Annotated in this window: 19 protein-coding genes; 4 read left to right on the forward strand and 15 right to left on the reverse strand. The window is 34.0% G+C overall.

The annotated features are described in order from the left end of the window. Positions 1-289 precede the first annotated feature (289 nt). The 3 genes from ADJ83_RS03310 (at position 290) to ADJ83_RS03320 (ending at position 3,241) form a co-directional block, all read left to right on the forward strand. Complete coding sequence (locus tag ADJ83_RS03310) at positions 290-742, forward strand: Dps family protein (protein WP_031536271.1); 453 nt, start codon at positions 290-292, stop codon at positions 740-742. Positions 743-915: 173 nt separating this feature from the next. After that, positions 916-1,575, forward strand: coding sequence for a potassium channel family protein (locus tag ADJ83_RS03315; protein WP_031536270.1), 660 nt, complete (start codon positions 916-918; stop codon positions 1,573-1,575). 160 nt (positions 1,576-1,735) lie between these two features. Beyond that, positions 1,736-3,241 carry a mechanosensitive ion channel gene (locus ADJ83_RS03320; RefSeq protein WP_031536269.1) on the forward strand — a complete coding sequence of 502 codons (1,506 nt, stop codon included), beginning with the start codon at positions 1,736-1,738 and terminating at the stop codon, positions 3,239-3,241. Positions 3,242-3,432: 191 nt separating this feature from the next. On the opposite strand, the gene ADJ83_RS03325 is transcribed toward ADJ83_RS03320, so the two are convergent. The 8 genes from ADJ83_RS03325 to ADJ83_RS03360 form a co-directional block, all read right to left on the reverse strand. Continuing rightward, on the reverse strand, positions 3,433-4,218 hold the full coding sequence (locus ADJ83_RS03325) for a divergent polysaccharide deacetylase family protein (RefSeq protein ID WP_031536268.1): 786 nt from the start codon (positions 4,216-4,218) through the stop codon (positions 3,433-3,435). 172 nt (positions 4,219-4,390) lie between these two features. Further along, positions 4,391-5,464 carry an ABC transporter substrate-binding protein gene (locus ADJ83_RS03330; RefSeq protein ID WP_031536267.1) on the reverse strand — a complete coding sequence of 358 codons (1,074 nt, stop codon included), beginning with the start codon at positions 5,462-5,464 and terminating at the stop codon, positions 4,391-4,393. Next, on the reverse strand, positions 5,461-6,264 hold the full coding sequence (locus tag ADJ83_RS03335; protein WP_031536266.1) for an ABC transporter permease: 804 nt from the start codon (positions 6,262-6,264) through the stop codon (positions 5,461-5,463). Before ADJ83_RS03335 ends, ADJ83_RS03330 begins: the two co-directional genes overlap by 4 nt. A 2-nt stretch (positions 6,265-6,266) precedes the next feature. Further along, positions 6,267-7,064: an ABC transporter permease gene (locus tag ADJ83_RS03340; RefSeq protein ID WP_031536265.1), complete on the reverse strand. Its 798-nt coding sequence runs from the start codon at positions 7,062-7,064 to the stop codon at positions 6,267-6,269. Continuing rightward, complete coding sequence (locus ADJ83_RS03345) at positions 7,054-8,160, reverse strand: ABC transporter ATP-binding protein (RefSeq protein WP_031536264.1); 1,107 nt, start codon at positions 8,158-8,160, stop codon at positions 7,054-7,056. The genes ADJ83_RS03340 and ADJ83_RS03345 overlap by 11 nt, the downstream gene beginning before the upstream one ends. Before the next feature lie 131 nt (positions 8,161-8,291). Further along, entirely contained in the window at positions 8,292-8,834 is a 543-nt protein-coding gene (locus ADJ83_RS03350) for a helix-turn-helix domain-containing protein (protein WP_031536263.1), read from the reverse strand. Positions 8,835-9,182: 348 nt separating this feature from the next. Beyond that, positions 9,183-9,419, reverse strand: a complete 237-nt coding sequence (locus tag ADJ83_RS03355) for a hypothetical protein (protein WP_031536262.1) — start codon at positions 9,417-9,419, stop codon at positions 9,183-9,185. A 446-nt stretch (positions 9,420-9,865) separates the two neighbouring features. Then, a complete protein-coding gene (locus tag ADJ83_RS03360; RefSeq protein WP_048716873.1) occupies positions 9,866-10,588 on the reverse strand; it encodes a hypothetical protein in 723 nt (240 codons plus the stop codon). Between the two features lie 223 nt (positions 10,589-10,811). Between ADJ83_RS03360 and def the strand changes: the two genes are divergently transcribed. After that, positions 10,812-11,393: a peptide deformylase gene (def, locus tag ADJ83_RS03365; protein WP_031536260.1), complete on the forward strand. Its 582-nt coding sequence runs from the start codon at positions 10,812-10,814 to the stop codon at positions 11,391-11,393. A gap of 98 nt (positions 11,394-11,491) precedes the next feature. Here def and ADJ83_RS03370 read toward each other — a convergent pair whose 3' ends face one another. From ADJ83_RS03370 to ADJ83_RS03400, 7 genes are all read right to left on the reverse strand, one after another. After that, a complete protein-coding gene (locus ADJ83_RS03370) occupies positions 11,492-12,376 on the reverse strand; it encodes a peptidylprolyl isomerase (RefSeq protein ID WP_031536259.1) in 885 nt (294 codons plus the stop codon). A 187-nt stretch (positions 12,377-12,563) separates the two neighbouring features. Further along, a complete protein-coding gene (locus tag ADJ83_RS03375) occupies positions 12,564-14,054 on the reverse strand; it encodes a S1C family serine protease (RefSeq protein WP_048716877.1) in 1,491 nt (496 codons plus the stop codon). Positions 14,055-14,336: 282 nt separating this feature from the next. After that, complete coding sequence (locus ADJ83_RS03380; protein ID WP_048716880.1) at positions 14,337-15,758, reverse strand: sensor histidine kinase; 1,422 nt, start codon at positions 15,756-15,758, stop codon at positions 14,337-14,339. Then, a complete protein-coding gene (locus tag ADJ83_RS03385) occupies positions 15,748-16,434 on the reverse strand; it encodes a response regulator transcription factor (RefSeq protein ID WP_048716883.1) in 687 nt (228 codons plus the stop codon). The genes ADJ83_RS03380 and ADJ83_RS03385 overlap by 11 nt, the downstream gene beginning before the upstream one ends. Before the next feature lie 199 nt (positions 16,435-16,633). After that, positions 16,634-17,530: an ROK family protein gene (locus ADJ83_RS03390; protein ID WP_048716886.1), complete on the reverse strand. Its 897-nt coding sequence runs from the start codon at positions 17,528-17,530 to the stop codon at positions 16,634-16,636. A 41-nt stretch (positions 17,531-17,571) separates the two neighbouring features. Continuing rightward, on the reverse strand, positions 17,572-18,561 hold the full coding sequence (locus ADJ83_RS03395) for a Gfo/Idh/MocA family protein (RefSeq protein ID WP_048716889.1): 990 nt from the start codon (positions 18,559-18,561) through the stop codon (positions 17,572-17,574). A 187-nt stretch (positions 18,562-18,748) separates the two neighbouring features. Next, positions 18,749-19,705 carry a siderophore ABC transporter substrate-binding protein gene (locus ADJ83_RS03400; protein ID WP_031536252.1) on the reverse strand — a complete coding sequence of 319 codons (957 nt, stop codon included), beginning with the start codon at positions 19,703-19,705 and terminating at the stop codon, positions 18,749-18,751. Positions 19,706-19,921 lie beyond the last annotated feature (216 nt).

The following is a 19,921-nucleotide window of genomic DNA, read 5'->3' on the forward strand; positions in this document are numbered from 1 at the left end:
TTGTTCGTCTTTAAAGATTAGTTATTTAGTTTTGTCCCATCCTCTTTTAAATATGTCCATTTAATGAATTCTTTCTTCCTTTTGTTTCCTTTCCGGTCTAATTGGGGTATAAATTTTTATAGGACAACAAAAAATAAAAAGTAAAAATCTACCCCCTCCTTCACCTATTGAGATGACAAGCGTTTTTCATTTGTTTTAAAAATAAATTGTAATAATTATAAATAAATATTGATTTTAAATTAATATTTGTTATAATTAATATATAATCAATCGAAGGGAGTTTGTTAAAATGGGATTACAAACAAAAGTTGAATTACAAAAAGAACTAAACGTACAAATTGCTAACTGGAGCGTATTATACACAAAACTTCATCAACATCACTGGTATGTAAAAGGGCCTTTTTTCTTCACACTTCATGAAAAATTTGAGGAATTGTACGACGAGGCTGCTGAAGCAGTAGACGAAATCGCAGAACGCCTTCTTGCAATTGGTGGAAAACCTGTTTCAACATTACAAGAATTTATCGAAACTTCAACATTAAAAGAAAGTACAGAGAAACTAACTGCCAACGAAATGGTAAAATCTTTAGTAGAAGATTACAGCCAAATTAACACACAATTAAAAGCATTAGCAGAACATGCAGATGAATTAGAAGATGTAATTACAAATGATTTAGCAGTCGATCTAATTGGCAAAATTGAGAAACATTTATGGATGTTAACAGCGTATCTTTCTGAATAAACATAGTTAAACCACTTTTTCTTTCTAACGAAAAAGTGGTTTTTATTTGGAAGGAAACCCCTCTTCCCCAATACTATTTTCCCTATCAAAAAAGAAAAATTATTTTATTTCTTTTCTATAAAAAAGTATAATGATGGCAAAGTATGTATTTTTTCATCCCTAGGAGGGTAAGTATGAAAAAACAATTTGTAGTGATAGGACTAGGCAGCTTTGGTGGCAGTTTAGTAGAAGAGTTTCATAAAATGGGAGCAGAAGTATTAGCAATCGATCAGTCGTTGGAAAAAGTGGAAAAATATCGAGCATTCGCTACACTCTGCGTACAAATGACGAATATTACCGAAGCATCACTAACACAAATCGGTATTCGAAACTTTGATCATGCCTTTGTTTCATTTGGAGATGATGTAGAATCTAGCACCCTTACTACTATGCTTTTAAAAGAAATGGGCATTAGCCAAGTTTGGGTAAAAGCAGCAGATGTATATCATAAACGTGTTTTAGAGAAGATTGGTGCTGACCGTGTGATTCATCCGGAACAGGATATGGCAAAAAGAATTGCCCATCACGTTATTTCCGACAGTATGATTGATTATATTCAGCTTTCGAAAGAACACGGAATTGTCGAAATGGTGGCTTCAGCTAAAATACATAATAAATCCATTTTAGACTTAGACGTACGTGCAAAATATGGCTGTACAATTATTGGCATCCAGCGAGCAGGAGAAACAATCGTCTCTCCATCGGCAAATGAAGTAATCCTTAAAGGAGATATTCTAATCATGGTAGGTAGTAATGATTGCCTTTATGATTTTGAAGAAAAAGCCCTAAAATAAACCTATTAACAAAAAATATTGCACCCTAAATGAGAAGGCTATCATTAAGCTCTTCTCTTTTTTTATATATATTCTTGATTAGAAGCTCTATTATATACAACGTTTAATCCTTCACTCGCTGGGTATTAGTAGTATAAATTAAAAACAAGGAGTGAAGGATATGAACTATAATTGGAATTGGAATTCCTTTTGGGACAAGCTACCAGATTTTATTTTAGCTGTGGTTGTTTTAATCATAGGGTGGATTGTTGCTAAAATTATTGAAAAAGCCCTATATAAAGGACTACAGAAAACAAAATTGGATGATAAAATTTTCCCAGAAGGAAAACCACGAAAATATTCATCTGAAAAAATTATTAGTAAAATCGTGTTTTACTTGTTATTGGTTTTCGTCTTTTCCCTATTCTTTAATATTTTAAATTTAACGGCTATTACTTCTCCATTAGTGAATATGCTGTCCTCTATACTTGGAGCTATTCCTAATATTCTAAAAGCCGGATTGATTCTTGTGGTAGCATGGATCATCGCAACTGGGTTAAAATTCCTTATTAAAAAAACAGGATCTACCTTAAAGGTCCATGAGAAACTGCAAAAATGGAATCTTACAGAAAAGAATAACCCGCAAAATATAATGGATAAAGTCGCAAATATTGTTTTCTACTTAGTCCTATTGTTATTCTTACCTGCAGTATTAGATGCACTAAATTTATATGGTGTTTCCGAACCATTTGCCAATATGCTTCAAAACATACTTGCCTTTTTACCAAAGCTACTAGCAGCTGCACTAATCGTCTTAGTCGGTTGGTTTGTTGCAAAGATTGTTCGTACCATTCTAACAAACTTCTTACAAACAATTGGTACAGATTCTTTAGCTAATCGATTAGGCATAAGCAAGCTTTTAGAGAATGTAAGCCTATCTTCTGTTATTGGCAACATTGTATTTATTTTCATTCTCATCCCAACTGTTATATCAGCGCTTGAGAAGTTAGATATTCAAGGAATCTCCCAGCCAGCTATTAACATGTTAAATGATATATTAACAATGATTCCGAATATCGCTATTGCCATTATCCTCATCTTAGTAGGCATTTGGATAGGAAAATGGGTAAAGCAAATGGTTGTTACCTTATTGGTAAAGCTTAGTCTAGATACTTATGTACGAAAAATGGGAATTAACCCTAATACTAGTATTTCAAATATTATTGGTTCTATCGTACAAATCCTGATTGTTTTCTTATTAGCAGTACAGGCATTAAATATAGTAGGACTAGAATTTTTAGTAACCTTATCAACTGCTGTTATTGCTTATTTACCAATGGTTCTCGCTGCAATAGTAATCATTGGCGTAGGCTTATGGTTAGGCTATCTTGTCCAGAAATTGTTAAGCAGTGTTTTACAAGGCGCTCACTTCAAGCTTTTACCGGTAATTGCAAAATATGCGATCATTACCATTTCCGTTTTTATGGCACTTGACCAATTAGGGGTAGCATCTTCTATTGTGAATTCTGCCTTTATCCTAATCCTAGGCGGACTTGCTTTAGCATTTGGATTAGCATTTGGTCTCGGAGGCAAAGACTTTGCCAAAAAAAGATTGGATAAACTAGATACAAAAATCGATCAAACATCTATCCAAAAACCAAATGATGATAATTCTCTAAATAATTAATACATTGCAAAGAAGGAGGCAGACTAGAAAAACGGTCTGTCTCCTTTTTCTATAAAGCAACATGTATTTTGTCATTTTTTTCAAAAACAGCTATTGTTATGAAACCCGTTTCATAGTTTAATCTAATTAAGAGAGTACAAATCAGCGTTATATATCGATTTCGATATAGCGTGATGATTTTGCTCTTTTTCTTATGGTAAATCAGTATCAAGCAGTTCATAGCCTTCTACTAGTGTAGAAAGCGGTACAATATCAGCATCCTTTTGATAGACTGGAATGTATTCTTTTAAAACACTTACTACAGAAGGACCAGAGATTCCTACATGGCCAATAGCAATAAACTCCTGCTCCTTATCTAGCCTTTTGGCTAACCTACTAGCTTGTTTAGCAATATGCTGATTTGTGTAAATATGATCAAAAAAGAGATCATTTTCTAAATAAGGTACATGGAGTTCCTCTGCTAACTCTTTTATAACACTTTTATTTGTTGTCTTACTGTCTAAATAGTAAAGATTATGCTTATGACACTCCTCTAGGATAATTCTCATTACCCTTTCATCTTCCGTTGCCTTTGACCCCATATGATGATTCATTCCCACTGCATAAGGAATGCTTTCTATAGCACCCTTAACTCGCTTTCTAATTTCCTCATTTGATAAATCTGTTGTAATAGCACCAGGTCCAAGCCAGCTTTTTTTTCCTTTTTTCGGTTCTAATGGCAGATGAACAATTACTTCATGTCCCTTTTTATGTGCACGAATAGCATCTTCTTTACTTGTGGAAAGAAAAGGCATAATAGCAACCGTAATGGGAACAGGTAAGTTGAGCATCTCATCTGTTCCTTTCATATTATTACCAAAATCATCAATAACGATTGCAAGTTCCTTTCTCACTTGATTCTTAGAGGAATCCACCTCTTGTGCGGAAATCCCTAACGGAAAGGAAAGAAAACACAAGAACCATATTATTTTTTTCATTTTATAACCCACCTTGTTTTCCGTTAGTATTTTCCGTATAGTCAGGTTGCATACAAAAATGTAGAGAAATTGTTTAATAAGCTGTTTTCACATAAAGGGGATACAGATTAACATCCCTTTAGAAGTAAAAAACAGTTCACTATAGTTTAGCGAACTGTTTTCTTTCCATTATTTACTTTCGATGCATTTTAAACTCTAGGAATAAATCATTATACTCCGCTAATGAACGATGACCTAGGTTCTCATACACTTCTAATTTTGAAGTCATTTTTTCATCAGGATAGAAGCGCTCATCCCCAGTAATGTCTTCTGGCAAAAATTCCATCGCTGCCTTGTTTGGGGTTGAATAGCCAACATATTCTGTATTTTGCGCAGCGTTTTGGGCATCCAGCATAAAATTAATAAACTGATGAGCTCCATCCACATTCTTTGCCGTTTTGGGAATAACCATATTATCGAACCAAAGATTAGAGCCTTCTTCTGGAACAACATATTCTACCTCTTCATTTTCCCACATAATCTCAGCTGCCATTCCAGACCATAAGACACCGATAGATGCTTCTTCATTTTCAATGAGCATTCGAATTTCGTCTCCAACAATCGCTTTTACATTCGGCGTTAACATATCTAATTTTTCCTTTGCTTCCTTCAAATGCTCATGATCTTTATCATTTAAAGAGTAATGCAAGCTATTTAAGCTCATCCCCATAATTTCACGGGCACCATCTATAAGCATAATTTCATTTTTTAAATCTTTATCCCATAAATCATTCCAAGAAGTAATTTCTTTTCCACCAAGCATCGTTGGATTATAGACAATTCCAACTGTTCCCCAAAAGTACGGAATCGAAAATTTATTGTCTGGATCAAAGGATAGATTCATAAATCGACTATCTATGTTTTTCAAATTAGGAACTTTAGCATGGTCAATCGGAATTAATAAATCCTCTTCCTTCATTTTATCAATCATATATTCAGAGGGAATCGCAATATCATAGCTTGTTCCTCCCTGCTGAATTTTTGTCATCATCGCTTCATTGGAATCAAAGGTTTCATAGATAACCTTAATTCCTGTTTCTTCTTCAAATTTAGTAATTAAATCTGCATCGATATAATCTCCCCAGTTATATACTGTCAATGTATTACCACTTGTATACCCTCTGCTTGAATTTAATTGATTAACAATAAATAAAAGAATGAAAGACAGTGCAAAGATAGTAATTAATCCGCGAATTAGAGACTTCATTTTCTCACCCCCGCTTGCGAAGCTTTATTGACACGTTGCGTAATGAAATAATAGCCAATTACAAGAAGCAGCGTGAATAAGAATAACAAGGTTGATAATGCATTTATATTTAAAGAAATACCTCTTCTTGCTAAAGAGTAGATTTCCACAGACAGCGTCGTAAATCCATTACCAGTTACAAAGAATGTTACAGCAAAATCGTCTAAGGAGTATGTCAACGCCATAAAGAATCCAGCAAATATCCCCGGTGAGATATAAGGAATGATAACTTTTGTAAGAACATCCTTCCAACTTGCTCCAAGATCTAATGCTGCATCAACTAAAGTTGGGCTCATTTCTTCTAGCTTTGGTAATACCATAATGACAACAATCGGAATCGAGAAGGCAATATGTGATAATAGTACGGAAAAGAAACCTAGTTTAATTCCAATGATAGTAAAGAAAATTAAGAAAGACGCACCAATAATAACGTCTGGACTTACTATTAGAACATTATTTAAGGATAAAATAGAATTTCGAAGACCCTTTTTCCTCATCATGGAAATACTAATCGCTCCAAGTACCCCTATAATGGTTGAAATTGCTGCAGATAAAAGGGCAATTATTATCGTATTTAAAACGATCACTAGTAATCTTGTATCCTGAAATAGTTCTTTATACCAATCAAATGTAAAGGAATCGAAATCATGCATGGTTCCTCCACTATTAAAGGAATAGAAGATTAAATAAAAGATTGGAGCATATAAAATGACAAAAACAATACATAAATAGAGAACAGATAATTTTGATAGCTTTTTCATTTTTATACCCCTCTCTTTCTGTTCCCTGTAAGAACCATGATAATAATCATGCTAATAATCAAAAATACAGCAATTGTTGAACCCATTCCCCAATCTTGTGTAATAAGGAAATGCTGTTCTATTGCAGTTCCTAATGTAATCACACGATTACCTGCAATTAGGCGTGTAATCATAAATAGTGATAAAGCCGGAATAAATACAGCTTGGCACCCTGATTTCACTCCATTTATTGTAAGTGGGAATATTACCTTTTTAAACGTCGTCCAAGAAGATGCTCCTAAATCCTGGGAAGCATCAACTAGGCTAGGATTTAACTTCTCTAATGCATTAAAAATAGGAAGAATCATAAAAGGTATAAATATATATACACTTACAAATAGGAAACTAAAGTCTGTAAATAATAGCTGTTGCTCGCCTATTCCCAGAAAGTCCAGCATTTGATTTGCTGCACCATGTGTTCCAAATATCCCTAAAAAAGCATAAGCTTTTAATAAAAGATTAATCCAGGAAGGTAATATAATTAATAACAGCCATAATTGCTTATGCTTTGTTTTCGTCAATAAATAAGCGGTAGGATATGCAATTAGCAAGGAAAAGAATGTGATTAAAAATGCATACCAAAAGGAACTTAATGTCATCTTTAAATAAACAGGTGTAAAGAACTTCTGATAATTTTCAAACGTAAATGCCCCTTCAATATCAAAGAATGAATAATAGACAACCAGTGCAACTGGGGCAATGACAAAGAGTGCAATCCAAAGATAATATGGGACAGTATACCATTTTGTATTACTTTTCATTGACTACACCCTCATACGCTTCTAGTCGCTTATCAAATTCTTCCTCTGTTTCTCCTAGTCGCATAACATGAATGGCTTCTGGCTCAAAGTAAAGACCAATTTCGGTTCCAACAGTAGCTTTCTTTGTGGAATGGACAAGCCACTCATTTCCGTCTTCATCATAGCCACAAATCTCATAATGGACTCCTCTAAATAATTGAGAGTCTACTTTTACCTTTAGCTTTCCTGCCTCAACAGATGAAATTTCTAAATCCTCGGGGCGAATTACTACTTCCACTGCTTCATTTTCATTAAATCCACCATCCACACAATCAAACGTTTTGCTTCCAAAATGGACAATAAAATCTTTTTTCATCAATCCAGGAACAATATTGGATTCACCGATAAAATCTGCAACAAAGCGATTAATTGGTTCATCATAAATATCTATTGGTGTTCCACTTTGCTCGATTCGTCCTTTGTTTAAAACGAAGATTTCATCCGACATCGCCAATGCTTCTTCTTGGTCATGTGTAACAAAGATGAAGGTAATACCTAATCTTCTTTGTAATTCTCTAAGTTCATACTGCATTTCCGTGCGAAGCTTCAAATCCAATGCGGATAATGGTTCATCTAGAAGAATAATCTCTGGTTCATTTACAATGGCCCTAGCTATAGCAACACGTTGTCTCTGCCCACCAGACATTTCACTGATTTCTCTATTCTCATAGCCTTCTAAATTGACGAAACGAAGCGCTTCTTTCACCTTGTTTTCAATTACTTGCTTCTTCCATTTTTTTATGCGCAGACCAAAGGCCACATTTTCAAATACATTTAAATGGGGGAAAAGCGCATAATCCTGAAAAACTGTATTTACTTGTCTCTTATTGGCTGGAATTTTATTAATCTGCTTCCCATTAAAGTAAATATTTCCATCTGTAGGTTCCATAAATCCGGCAATTAACCGTAAAACAGTCGTTTTCCCGCAGCCAGATGGTCCAAGCAAGGTATAAAATTTACCTCTTTCAATTTCAAAGCTTACATTCTTTAGAACAGTTGTATCTTGATCATAACTTTTTGTTACATTTTCAAATCGAATAATATGCTGCTCAGACATAATATCCTCCTCTTTATCTATTATTTTGTAAGATTGCTGTTGACAGCCCTTTATCGTCTTTAAAGCTCCCTCTGTTTACAAAGCAGCTAAATCTAAAGTAAACAGTATTTTATTAGCAAAAAAATCCTTCCTTATAAGTAAGATTCGGTAACTACGAGAATCAATTCTGTTACACCATCTGCTAAATTCACTAGTTGGTGTTCTTCTGTAGCATGATAATAAATAGATTCCCCTTTTTTTGCCTTATACTCTTGCTTTCCTAATTTAAGCAATACTTCGCCTTCCACTACATAGGCAAATGTTTCCGATAGAGATGGTTCAAATTGTTTAAATTCTCCATGCTGATAAAAGAATAACCGGATTGGTTCCATTTCCTTTTCATTCGATTCTGGTACTAGCCATTGAATGCGATAGCCTTTTTCCTCATCAAAAAAATCGGTGATATCGTCCTCTGTATATATAACTTTTTGCTTTCGTTCATCATCATCAAAGAATTCTTTTGGTGTACATCCTAATACTTCTAAAATAGTAAAAAACGTTTCAATAGAAGGAGAACTTAAATCTCTCTCTAGCTGGGATATATACCCTTTACTTAAATCCGTTCGTTCCCCTAATTCTTCTTGTGTAAGTCCTTTTTTCAACCGTAAATTTTTTATTTTTTTGCCAATTTCCATCATTCAACCTACTTTTTGTTTAGAAATAGTAAACACAAAGACACAAAAGTTTGGTATTTATAAACTTAAAGTTTACTTTTACCCAATTATTATACAATACTTTGTATAACATGCAATCATTTTTTGTTGTATTTCATCATTTTTTATTTACAAAAAAATACATACTTAGCAACTTTCTAGTTAGATTAATTTCCCAAAAAACAAAAAAGAATTCCCCTTAATTAGGTTACCACTCTAAGAACGTTGTCGATGAGATTATCCATAAATTATGAATAATAACGCCTCCAATTATCCCATGGTACCCTTTTAAGAAAAATTCCCTCTTACTCGTTTTTCCTACAGCTGTTTTTAATCGATTGGTATGTATTTTCCACTATCTACTTTTTCTATTTTTTTGAAATGAATTAGCTTTTTTAAAGATGCATTGCAATACGCAGAAGCATCATAAGAATCTCTTCCAACTCTTATTCCAATCTCAGTAGGTCCAATCCCTACTTTTTCCCCTTTTTCCTTATACAAATCACACAGTGCCTTATAAATATTATCATCTTTTTCCGTAATTCGTAGTTTGGAATATTGTTTCAATCTTTATTCCTCCTATTACTCCCATTTTACTGCAGGTACTTAACAGATTTCTTTCCCTTAAATAATTACTTCCTATTTCTATGAAAATTTTTGTGTAAATTTTCAATTAATAAATTATTACTGATTAAGTCTGCTAATTTAAGCATACTAATCCTTCAGGAAAATAACATGTATTTATCTATTTTTTTTTGAAAAATAGATAAAACGTTTCAAAACTCTGTATGTTAATAGGTCAAAGGATTCATTTCAATATATTGAACACTTAGTCACCTTTCCTATTTTTTTGGAGAAAATATCCTTTTGCCCAAACATTGTATATTATTGGTTTTTTCTATTCTTTTCCCAAATTTTGAAAAATTGTAACCTGTTTATATGTTCAATATATAGAACGTATAAATAAAAAAGAAAAACCACCTGACATTATAAGTGATTTTTCCGCTTGATTTTTAGTCTTCTCGTTTCATTTTATGGTGCTTTTTAAACATGAAATGTTGCCCATATGATGGAAATAGCTTTAACTTTTTCACTTCCTCAGGATGCTTAATCATCATTTCCTTTAATAATTCTTTTGGCTCCTTATTTTTCGTATCTAGCCCTAGCTCTTTCGCTTTACTAATAATTTGTGAATCTCTTATCTCATCAGCAATTTGCTTTAAATCCTTTCCTTCTGTTTTGATCTTCAGCTTTTCTGCTTCCACCATAATCATTTTTTCGTGAACCTCTTTACCCAATTTCTGCATATTCTTTCCTTTTGTATCGATTCCTAACTCTTTAGCCTTTTTCGAAATTTTCGCCTCAAATACTTCTTTCATCAATGTTTTGCCATCTTTTCCTTCTGTGTTAATTCCAAGCGATTTTGCTTCTTCCTTTAAGTGAGCAGTATGTACTTCCATCGCTATCTTTTGTATATCTTTTCCTTCTGTTTTGATTCCTAATTTTTCTGCCTCTTTCTTTATTAATACCTCATGAATTTCTTTTTTTATTGCAATAGGATCTTTTCCTTCTGTTTTAATGCCAAGACTTTTTGCCATTTCTTTTAAAAACTGTGTATCTTCTTGAGATATTTCCTTTTTGTCTGGTGTTGCCGGGGATGGAGCTGCACTAGTCAATGAACCAAAGCCTGTTAATGCTACTACAAAAGCTAGCATTATTAGCATCATTTTTTTCATTTTATTCTTCCTTTCCATTTTAGATAATTATTTTATATCTTTTATATCCTTTCCTGTTCATTGTTTTATATGTAAGCTTTCTACTAAAATTATCACCGTTTTGTTGCTAGAACCTTTCCATCAAAAAACTCAAATTTACCTACTTATATGCTTTACGAATAGACATACTAACTACCTTCTGCTATTTTACTTATATACAATATTTGTGGAGATGAGTTATTACATGAGTAAATTTACAAAAGATTACATCATAAAAATGGAGGATATCGTAAGAGAAGGCGACCCCATCCTTCGGGAAAAAACAAAAGAAGTTACGATTCCTCCTACGAAAGAGGATCGAGAAGAGCTTGAATGCATGTTGCAATACTTGAAAAATAGTCAGGATCCTGTCCTATCAGAAAAATATCAATTACGGGCTGGTGTTGGCCTCTCAGCTAATCAAATTGGATTAAATAAACGAATGTTTGCCGCATATATAAAACAAGAACATGGCGAACCGTTGGAATTTATGCTCATTAATCCAAAAATAATTAGTCATTCTACTGCCATGACCTTTATACCGGAAAGCGAAGGCTGCCTTTCCATTGATCGACCAATCGTAGGCTATGTTCCGCGCTACCGAAGAATAACCGTTCGAGCTTATACTATTAATGGGGAAGAAGTAAAAATTAAATTGAAGGATTATGAAGCAATCGTTTTTCAGCATGAAATAGATCATTTAAATGGGATATTATTTTTTGATCATATCAATGGTAAGAACCCATTTGAGCTGCCTGCGAATGTTGATATTAGTCCACTTTATTAAAAAAAGCTCATAAAAAAGCCAAACAACTATACGAAAATTTTCGTGTAATTGTTTGGCTCTAATTTTTGGCTAGGACACTTATGTCACAACCTCTTTATTTACTCAGCATCAGCTTCTAATTTATTTTCAATCTTATATTTTGCAGTTGCCTCCGATAACCAAGTGCTAGCTTGCTCTTGTACTTTTTGATCTAATAATGTTTCTTTAATTTGATCTTTTGACTCTTCTAATGTTGCTTCTTTTGCTTCTTGTTTGCCAGTAACTTTAATAATATGATATCCATAATCTGTTTTCACTGGATCACTAATTTCATCTACATCCATAGCGAAAGCAGCTTTATCAAATTCTTCAACCATTTGTCCTGAAGAGAAATAACCTAATTCTCCACCACTCTCTTTTGTTTGTGTATCGGTTGAATATTCTTTCGCTAATTCAGCAAAGTCTCCACCTTCATCTAGCTTCTTCTTCACTTCTTTAGCTGTTTCTTCATCTTCTACTAAAATATGGCTTGCTTCTACTTGCTCTGGTGTGTCTAAACTTTCTTTATTGTCTTCAAAGTATGTTTTAATCTCATCATCTGTGATTTCGATAGAAGGCTCAAGAATTTTTGTTACTTTTAAATTTTGCTCAATTTGCTCTTTAAACACATCTTCTGTTAATCCATTTTGAGCTAATAATGTATTAAAGGTATCTTGTCCACCGTATTGTTCAACCATCTTATCCAATTCTGCTTGGATTTCTTTATCAGTTACTTTCACTTTTTCCTTATCAGCTTCCAGATCTACAACTTTATTAGAAATCATCATACTTAATACACTTGCGCCATATTGCTTATTTAGCTCTTCATTTAATTGTTCTTGCGTAATTTTTTCCTTATCTACTGTTGCAACCGTTTCACTTCGCTGTGTTAAATAAACCGCTCCTATTATTAACGCTACTAGTACTACCGCTAAAATAGGAATAAGAACCTTTTTATTTTTCATATTAAGCTAAAATCCTCTCTGCACAAAATTTTGGATATAACGAGCATATCCCCATTATAACTCTTACATTATATTATCATATAATTATGACGAAATTATTAACAGATTTAAAAAAATTCCATCCTACCTTTAAAATAAGATGGAATTTTTTCGACAATTTTTTTATGTTTCACATGAAACGTGTCGATTAACTTGTTGTATTATTACTTGTTAATGTTAATTCCACTTTTTGCGATTTACCATCTCTATAGAATTCTAACTCGACTTTGTCTCCTACTTTCACTTCTGTGTAAAGATATTTACGCAAATCGGTTGAATTCGTGATTTTTTTCCCATCAATAGAGACAATCACATCTTGTACTTTTAAGCCCGCCTCTGCAGCAGCAGAATTCGAATCAATATTTGTAATCATTACTCCTTCTGAAACCTCGTTTGGTAGGTCTTGTAAATACATTCTAGGAACTTCCTCTAAGCTCGCTAATCCTACCCCAAGATATGGTCGCTCTACTTTTCCTTTTTCAATAATATCATTTACTATTGGTATAAGATCATTACTTGGGATTGCGAATCCTAATCCTTCTACACCAGAATCAGCAATTTTTAAACTGTTAATCCCTATTACCTCTCCTGAAGAATTAATAAGAGCTCCTCCGCTATTACCAGGATTTATCGCTGCATCTGTTTGGATTACATTGAATTCCCAATCGCCTGCAGATGTATTAACCGTTATGCTTCGTTCTACCGCACTAACAATTCCTTGTGTTACCGTTCTAGATAGCTCTAAGCCAAGGGGATTACCAATTGCCCATACTTGATCTCCAGGTCTTAGTGTAGAAGAATCTCCAAAATTAATGACATCTGTTGCATATTTGGCATCAATTCTTACGACAGCTAAATCGGTTAAAGCATCTGCGCCAATCAATTTTGCATCCGTTTTCTCTCCACTATATAGAGAGATTTCTAATGAATTTGCCCCTTCAATAACATGGTTATTTGTTACAATATATGCATACTGATCATCCTTTTTGAAAATTATGCCAGAACCTGACCCAGACTCCACATCACTGGATTCTTCTGAAAATGGATTTGACTGTTGCTGTTGAAGGTTTTCAATTCCAACGATTGCTTTAGAAGAAGCTTCTACCATATCAGCAATAGCTACTGTCCCATCACTAGTTGTTGTATTGGCTGTTGTATTGGCTGTAATGGCTCCTGTTTGCTTGCTTTCCACTTTAGTAGAAAGGTCAGACACTTGCTTTTCCAGCTTATCATAAGAATCATTGTACAAATCAGTATATGGAATTGTAAAAAAAGTTAAGGCGGAACCTACTATACCTGCTGCCAACAAAGAGAAGAAACCTTTTGCTTTTGAATTACCTTTTTTACTATTGAATTGGGCTCTTTCTGTTCTACCTTCTTCAGTTGAACTTGCGATTGCTTGTTCCGTAGCTTTCACTTCCTCCATCTCTTCTTTATCAAGACGGATATGTTCATCTATATCAGAAGATAAAATAGGCTGTTCTGATTCTTGTCGCATATCTGTTTCCTCTTTAAGTTTTGGCTCCTCCTCATTTGCTTGTTCTTGCTTCTTTTCAGAAGAATCATCTGTATTTAAGTTCAGTTGATTATCTTCTGGCAGTTCTTTCTCCCATTCATTTCTTTTTTCATAATCACTCATCTTTTGTTCTCCTCCTATTTCTAATTTCGAACAATTATTTCCATTAATTTATTTTCTTTTCATTTCAATTAACGTCTTTATACATACATAGTAACCAATATATATGAATAAATTATGAACAAAATTTGAAAAGACATAGAAGAATTTCGGAACAATTCCATTCCTCCTAAATATCCTTTGAGTACTAATCTCTAGCTTTTCTGCTAAGTGGATATTAGAACTTAAGTGACTCGCAACAATGAGCCCCATTCAGCCTATGCTATACAAATGAATTTAGCACCGTCACTTTTCCTGTGGAAGTGGAAAGAAAATGGTAAAGGTTGTTCCTTTCCCTTTTTCACTCGTTACTTGAATATCCCCTTCATGGAACTGCACTAATTGTTTAACAATCGATAAACCAAGTCCAAATTCTCCATATGGATTATTCGTCCTTGAGAGATCTGCTTTATAAAATCTCTTCCAAATATTTTCTATTTCATGCGCATCTATTCCAATGCCAGTATCCTTAACCTCAATGATTGTTCTGTCGGATTCCATTCGGCCACTCAGCCAAATGCTTCCATTTTCAGTAAACTGAATGCTATTCTTCGTAATGTTCATTAAGATTTGGATTAAACGATCATAATCTGCATAAATTACCGCATCGTGATCGACTTCTACATAGATTTTTACATCCTTTTCCTCTGCTAGAAAGGATAGCTGCTCATAAATAATCTCCAAAACTTCTTCAAGGGAAATGAATTCCTTCATTAAAACAATCTGATTGGAGCGAATTTTATCATAATCAAGATTTTCATTTACTAGCCGGATAAGTCTTTTTGCTTCTTGGCTAATTAGTTTGAGTCCTTTATCCCGCTCATTTTCTGGTATCATATTATTATTTAAGCCCTCAATCACGCCGCTTATCGTTGTTAAAGGAGTCTTTAATTCGTGTGAAACATCAGACATAAATTGTCGGCGCCGATTTTCTAACGCATCTATTGCTTCTTTTGATTCTCTTAGTCTATCTACCATCTGATTAAAATCTTGACCTAGTTCCCCTATCTCATCAAAAGTAGAGGATGATACTTTTACACTATAATCCCCTTCTGCAACATGACTTGTAGCTTCCTGGAGCTTTTTTATCCGCTTAACATGCACCCTTGAAAAAATGAAACTCATTAATAAAGCAATTGCAAAAACTAAGAAGAGAATATAAATCAAATAGCGATTAATTTCTTGAATCATTTCTTTCGATTCTACAAGAGGAGATGTTAAAATAATTCCACCCACAACAACATCATTAACAGAGTATGGAATCGCAACAAGTGCTACCTCTTGATCTCCTCTTCTTGTACTAGGCTTAATAACCGTGCTACTTCCGTCTTTTATTTCATCCCACTCTGCCGTAGTAATATTGATATCCAAATCTTTTCCGAAAGACCAAATCCGGTTTCGTTGTGTATTAAATATGCCTATCGTTATTCCTGTCCCCTTCAGCTCTTCGGAATAACGTAATAAAGTTGAATACGTGGAAGCAGACCATAGATCCGCTCCTTGAACATCTTGAACAATATTATATCCATAGCCCTGTAATTCATCTGCTTTCATCGAAAATACTAATTTCTCTATATAATGGGAAAAAACCAAGCTTAATACTAATAGTGCCACCAGAATGACACTTAAATGACTTATTAGCTGCTGATAGATGTATTTAATTCTCATGTACTACCACCGTTTCATCGAATTTATATCCTACACCCCATACTGTATGTAAAAAGGGCTGACTATCTCTTCCTATTTTTCTTCTGAGTCTTTTAATATGGACATCAACCGTACGATCATCTCCATAAAACTGAAATCCCCATACTTGCTGTAATATCTGTTCTCTGGAAAACACTTGTTTAGGGTGCTGAACAAAGAATGAAAGTAAATCAAATTCTTTTGGTGTTAATCCCAATATTGGTCGATCATCAATCAATACTTCTCTCGTTTCTTTATTTACTTTAATAATTGCATTTCCGCTTCCATCTTCTTCATTAGACTTTCTTCTCCAAATTGCCTTTATTCTTGCAATTAAGGCTAGTGGACTAAAGGGCTTTGTAACATAATCATCTGCTCCCATTTCTAGCCCAAGTACTTGATCTGATTCCCCATCCTTTGCTGTTAACATAATAATAGGTGTCTCTTTATCTGTTTCTCTTATTTTGCGACAAACTGTTATACCATCTAAATCTGGAAGCATCCAGTCTAAAATAATCATATCATATTTATTTTGCTTCAAATGTTTATATCCTTCCAAGCCGTTAGAAAGAAAGGTTACCTGAAAGCCCTCCTTCATAAAAAACATTTCCAGCATGGAACAAACACTTTTATTATCTTCTATTACTAAAATATCCATAAGTACTCTCCTATTTTATCTGCTTTTTACTAATTAAAGCCGCTTTTACTAATAGAAGCAATAGCTTACCTTCCTATTTAATGGATTGTTAAAGGTTAGGAAATAGTTCGTTCATATTTTAAAAAAGACATTTGCACATAGACACAAAAAAGACCATCTAAAAGATTCCTCCTTTAAATGGTCTACTAAATTAACTTATTTAGTTAACTTCTGCCTTACTTTCTTTCAATACTTTTTCTGCGAGAAGTAGCCCTCCTGTGATGCCGGCATTATCTCCTAATCCTGGTCTAACAATATATTCATTCATCTTGTCTTGGACTTCTGGATAGGAAACATACCCATTTAAAAGTTCGCTCAAATGGCGATATACATGTGTTAACACATGCTCCTGATTCATAACACCTCCGCCAAGGATGATTTTTTTAGGGGATAGAATAAGGATATATTGCATGAGTGCCTGTGCAATATAATAGCCCTCCATTTCCCATACACTTTCCTTGTCACTTAAATGAATAGCCTTCTCGCCCCATCTTTCTTCAATTGCTGGTCCTGCAGCTAACCCTTCTAAACAATCTGCATGGTAGGGGCATCTCCCTTTGTACATATCTTCTGGATGTCTTCTGACTAAAATATGTCCCATTTCTGGATGTGTCAAACCTTGCAATAATTCGCCATTAACATACGCACCAGCACCAATGCCTGTACCAATGGTAATATATAAACAATTATCTACTCCTTTAGCAGCACCTAACTTTGCCTCTCCTAGCGCAGCAACATTTACATCTGTATTAAAACCAGTTGGAACAGAAAATTCATCCTCTATTGCTTTTAATAATGAATAGTCCTTCCAAGCTAGTTTAGGCGTAGTTGTGATATTTCCATAAGTAGGACTATTTTTATCCACATCAATTGGACCAAATGACCCGATTCCAATTGCTTCAATAGGAAACCTTTTAAAAAAGGCAATTACCTCTGGCATTGTTTCTTCAGGGGTCGTCGTTGGAATGGAAATTCGTTCTTTAATTTCCCCTTTTGCATCTCCTACTGCACAGACAAATTTTGTTCCGCCTGCTTCAATCGCACCATATAATGTCATGAATCTTCTCTCCTTATGAATGACTAGATTTATTTGCTTATTTACTGTTTATCTGCTGGAAAAACAACTCCTGTTTGCTTTCTTACCTCGTCCATAATTTCCATAACCGTTAAAGAAACATCATAAGTGTTCACAGAAGATTCTATTTTCCCCGCTTTAATCAATTCAATAAATTCCTTCGCCTCATAATACATCGAAGCTGGCTTTTGTGAAACCGTCAAATCCTCTTTTTCCCCTTTACGCGGGATAAATTCTACCTTTGTAGGTGTGCTGAATTGTTGAATTAATATGTTTCCTTCTTCCCCTTGAATTTCGGATGGAATATAGGAATTCGTTATTTTTGAATACATCAATAGTACATCCATATCAGAATAGCTTAAAATGATGCTTCCTTCTCCATCTACCCCTGAATCTAATAAGAAACTATTTGCTTTTACTTCCATTGGCTTTCCAAAAAGAAGTACCATTGGATAAAGACAATAAACACCAATATCCATTAGTGATCCATTTGATAATTCTGGCTTAAATGCATTTAATACCGTTCCTTCTTTATAAGCATCATATCGTGAAGAATACTGACAATAGCTTACAAAAGCACGACGGATTTTTCCGACTTTATGTAAATTCTCTTGAATAACTTGAAAGTTAGGAAGGAAAGTTGTTTTTAATGCTTCCATTAATAAGACATTATTTTCCTTGGCAACCTCCATCATCTGTCTCACTTCACGTGCATTAGAAGCCATCGCTTTCTCTGTTAAAACATGCTTTTTATTTTTCAAAAAAACGATAGCCTGTTCTGCATGATAGGCATTAGGACTAGCAATATATACAGCATCGATTGTATCGCTTTTTGCCATTTCTTCTAAATCTGTGTATGTATAATCTGCCCGATACTTATCAGCAAACGTTTTTGCTTTATCTTCCGTTCTAGAATATACCGCTGTTAATTGAAAGTCTGCTATTTCACTAGCCGCCTCAATAAAAGATTCTGTAATCCAATTCGTGCCGATGATTCCAAATCTAATCGTCATAAAATGTAGATCCTCCTATTCGATGAAATCTTCCCATCTTTCTTTTATTTTGGATGGAAGTCGCTAAAAAAGCAACTATCAGCTAGCATTTTTATCTTTTGAAAATGGTTCTATATCCTTGCAAAATTGTTTTATCCTTACACAAAAAAGAATCCAGCAAGTAGCATACTTACTGGATTCTCCTTCTTTATTCTGAAATCGCTTCTGAAATTTCTTTTACCATTTCACTTGTTGATAGCAGTCCTCCGCCTGATAGGTACCAGTAATTTGGATCTAGATAGATAATATGATCATTTTTAGCTGCATCAATGCCATTTACTAACTTATTATCAAGCGTCTTCTCACCTGAAGATTCTCCACCAACAACTGCTCCTCTATCAATGACAAATAAGTAAGCTGGATTTTTTTCTGCTAGATATTCAAATGTAACCTTTTGTCCATGTGTAGATGCCTCAATATTTTCATCTGCTGGAGCTAAGCCTAATACATCATGAATAATCCCGAACCGAGAGTTTTTCCCATAAGCACTTAAGCTTCCGTCATTTACTAATACGATTAATGATTTACCATCTATCGTTTTTGCTTTTTCATTAATGGCAGCAATATCCTCCTCAATTTTTGCTAGTTCATCTGCCACTTCTTGTTTCTTATCAAAAATATCGCCAATAAGATTCATATTATGCTTAAATGAATTCATATAGTCTGTTGTATCAACACCGACATATACAGTTGGAGCAATTTTTTTCAATTCTTCATAAGCAGCTGACTGTCTTCCAGAGATAAAAATAACATCTGGTGATAATTCACTAATTGCTTCAAAATCTGGTTCCTTTAAACTTCCTACATTTGCATACTTTGAATCTTCATATTTAGAAAGATATGGGGGAATGTTTGCTTGTGGAACACCCGCTACTTCTATTCCTAATTTTTCTAATGTATCTAAAACTCCAAAATCAAAAGCTACAACTTTCTTAGGATTGACCGGAACTGTGTCTTCCCCTAATTCATGGGTTACTTTAATTTCTGCCGGCTCTTCGCTATTCTTACTTGAATCTGCTTCTGCATTTGATTTTTCTGTATTGCCACATGCAGCTAATACTGCAAGAACGAATGTTAATAATAATAGGGAAAGCTTTTTCTTCATTCGATAAACACCTCTATAAATTTAATATATAAATTAAATTGAATACATTGCATTTAAAGACAGAATACCCTATGATAAGGTATTATTAGCATCTTTCCTTCCTCATTTTCCTAGAATGATTAGGGATTTTGCTAATTCTAATGGTAGTGTTATTATGGTTTCTTCTGGCGAAGGGACTTAGTTAAGTCAGCCATAATTACACTGCCCCCTTTCTAT

It is taken from the genome of Bacillus sp. 522_BSPC (assembly GCF_001076885.1).
Taxonomy (GTDB): Bacteria; Bacillota; Bacilli; order Bacillales; family Cytobacillaceae; genus Niallia; species Niallia hominis.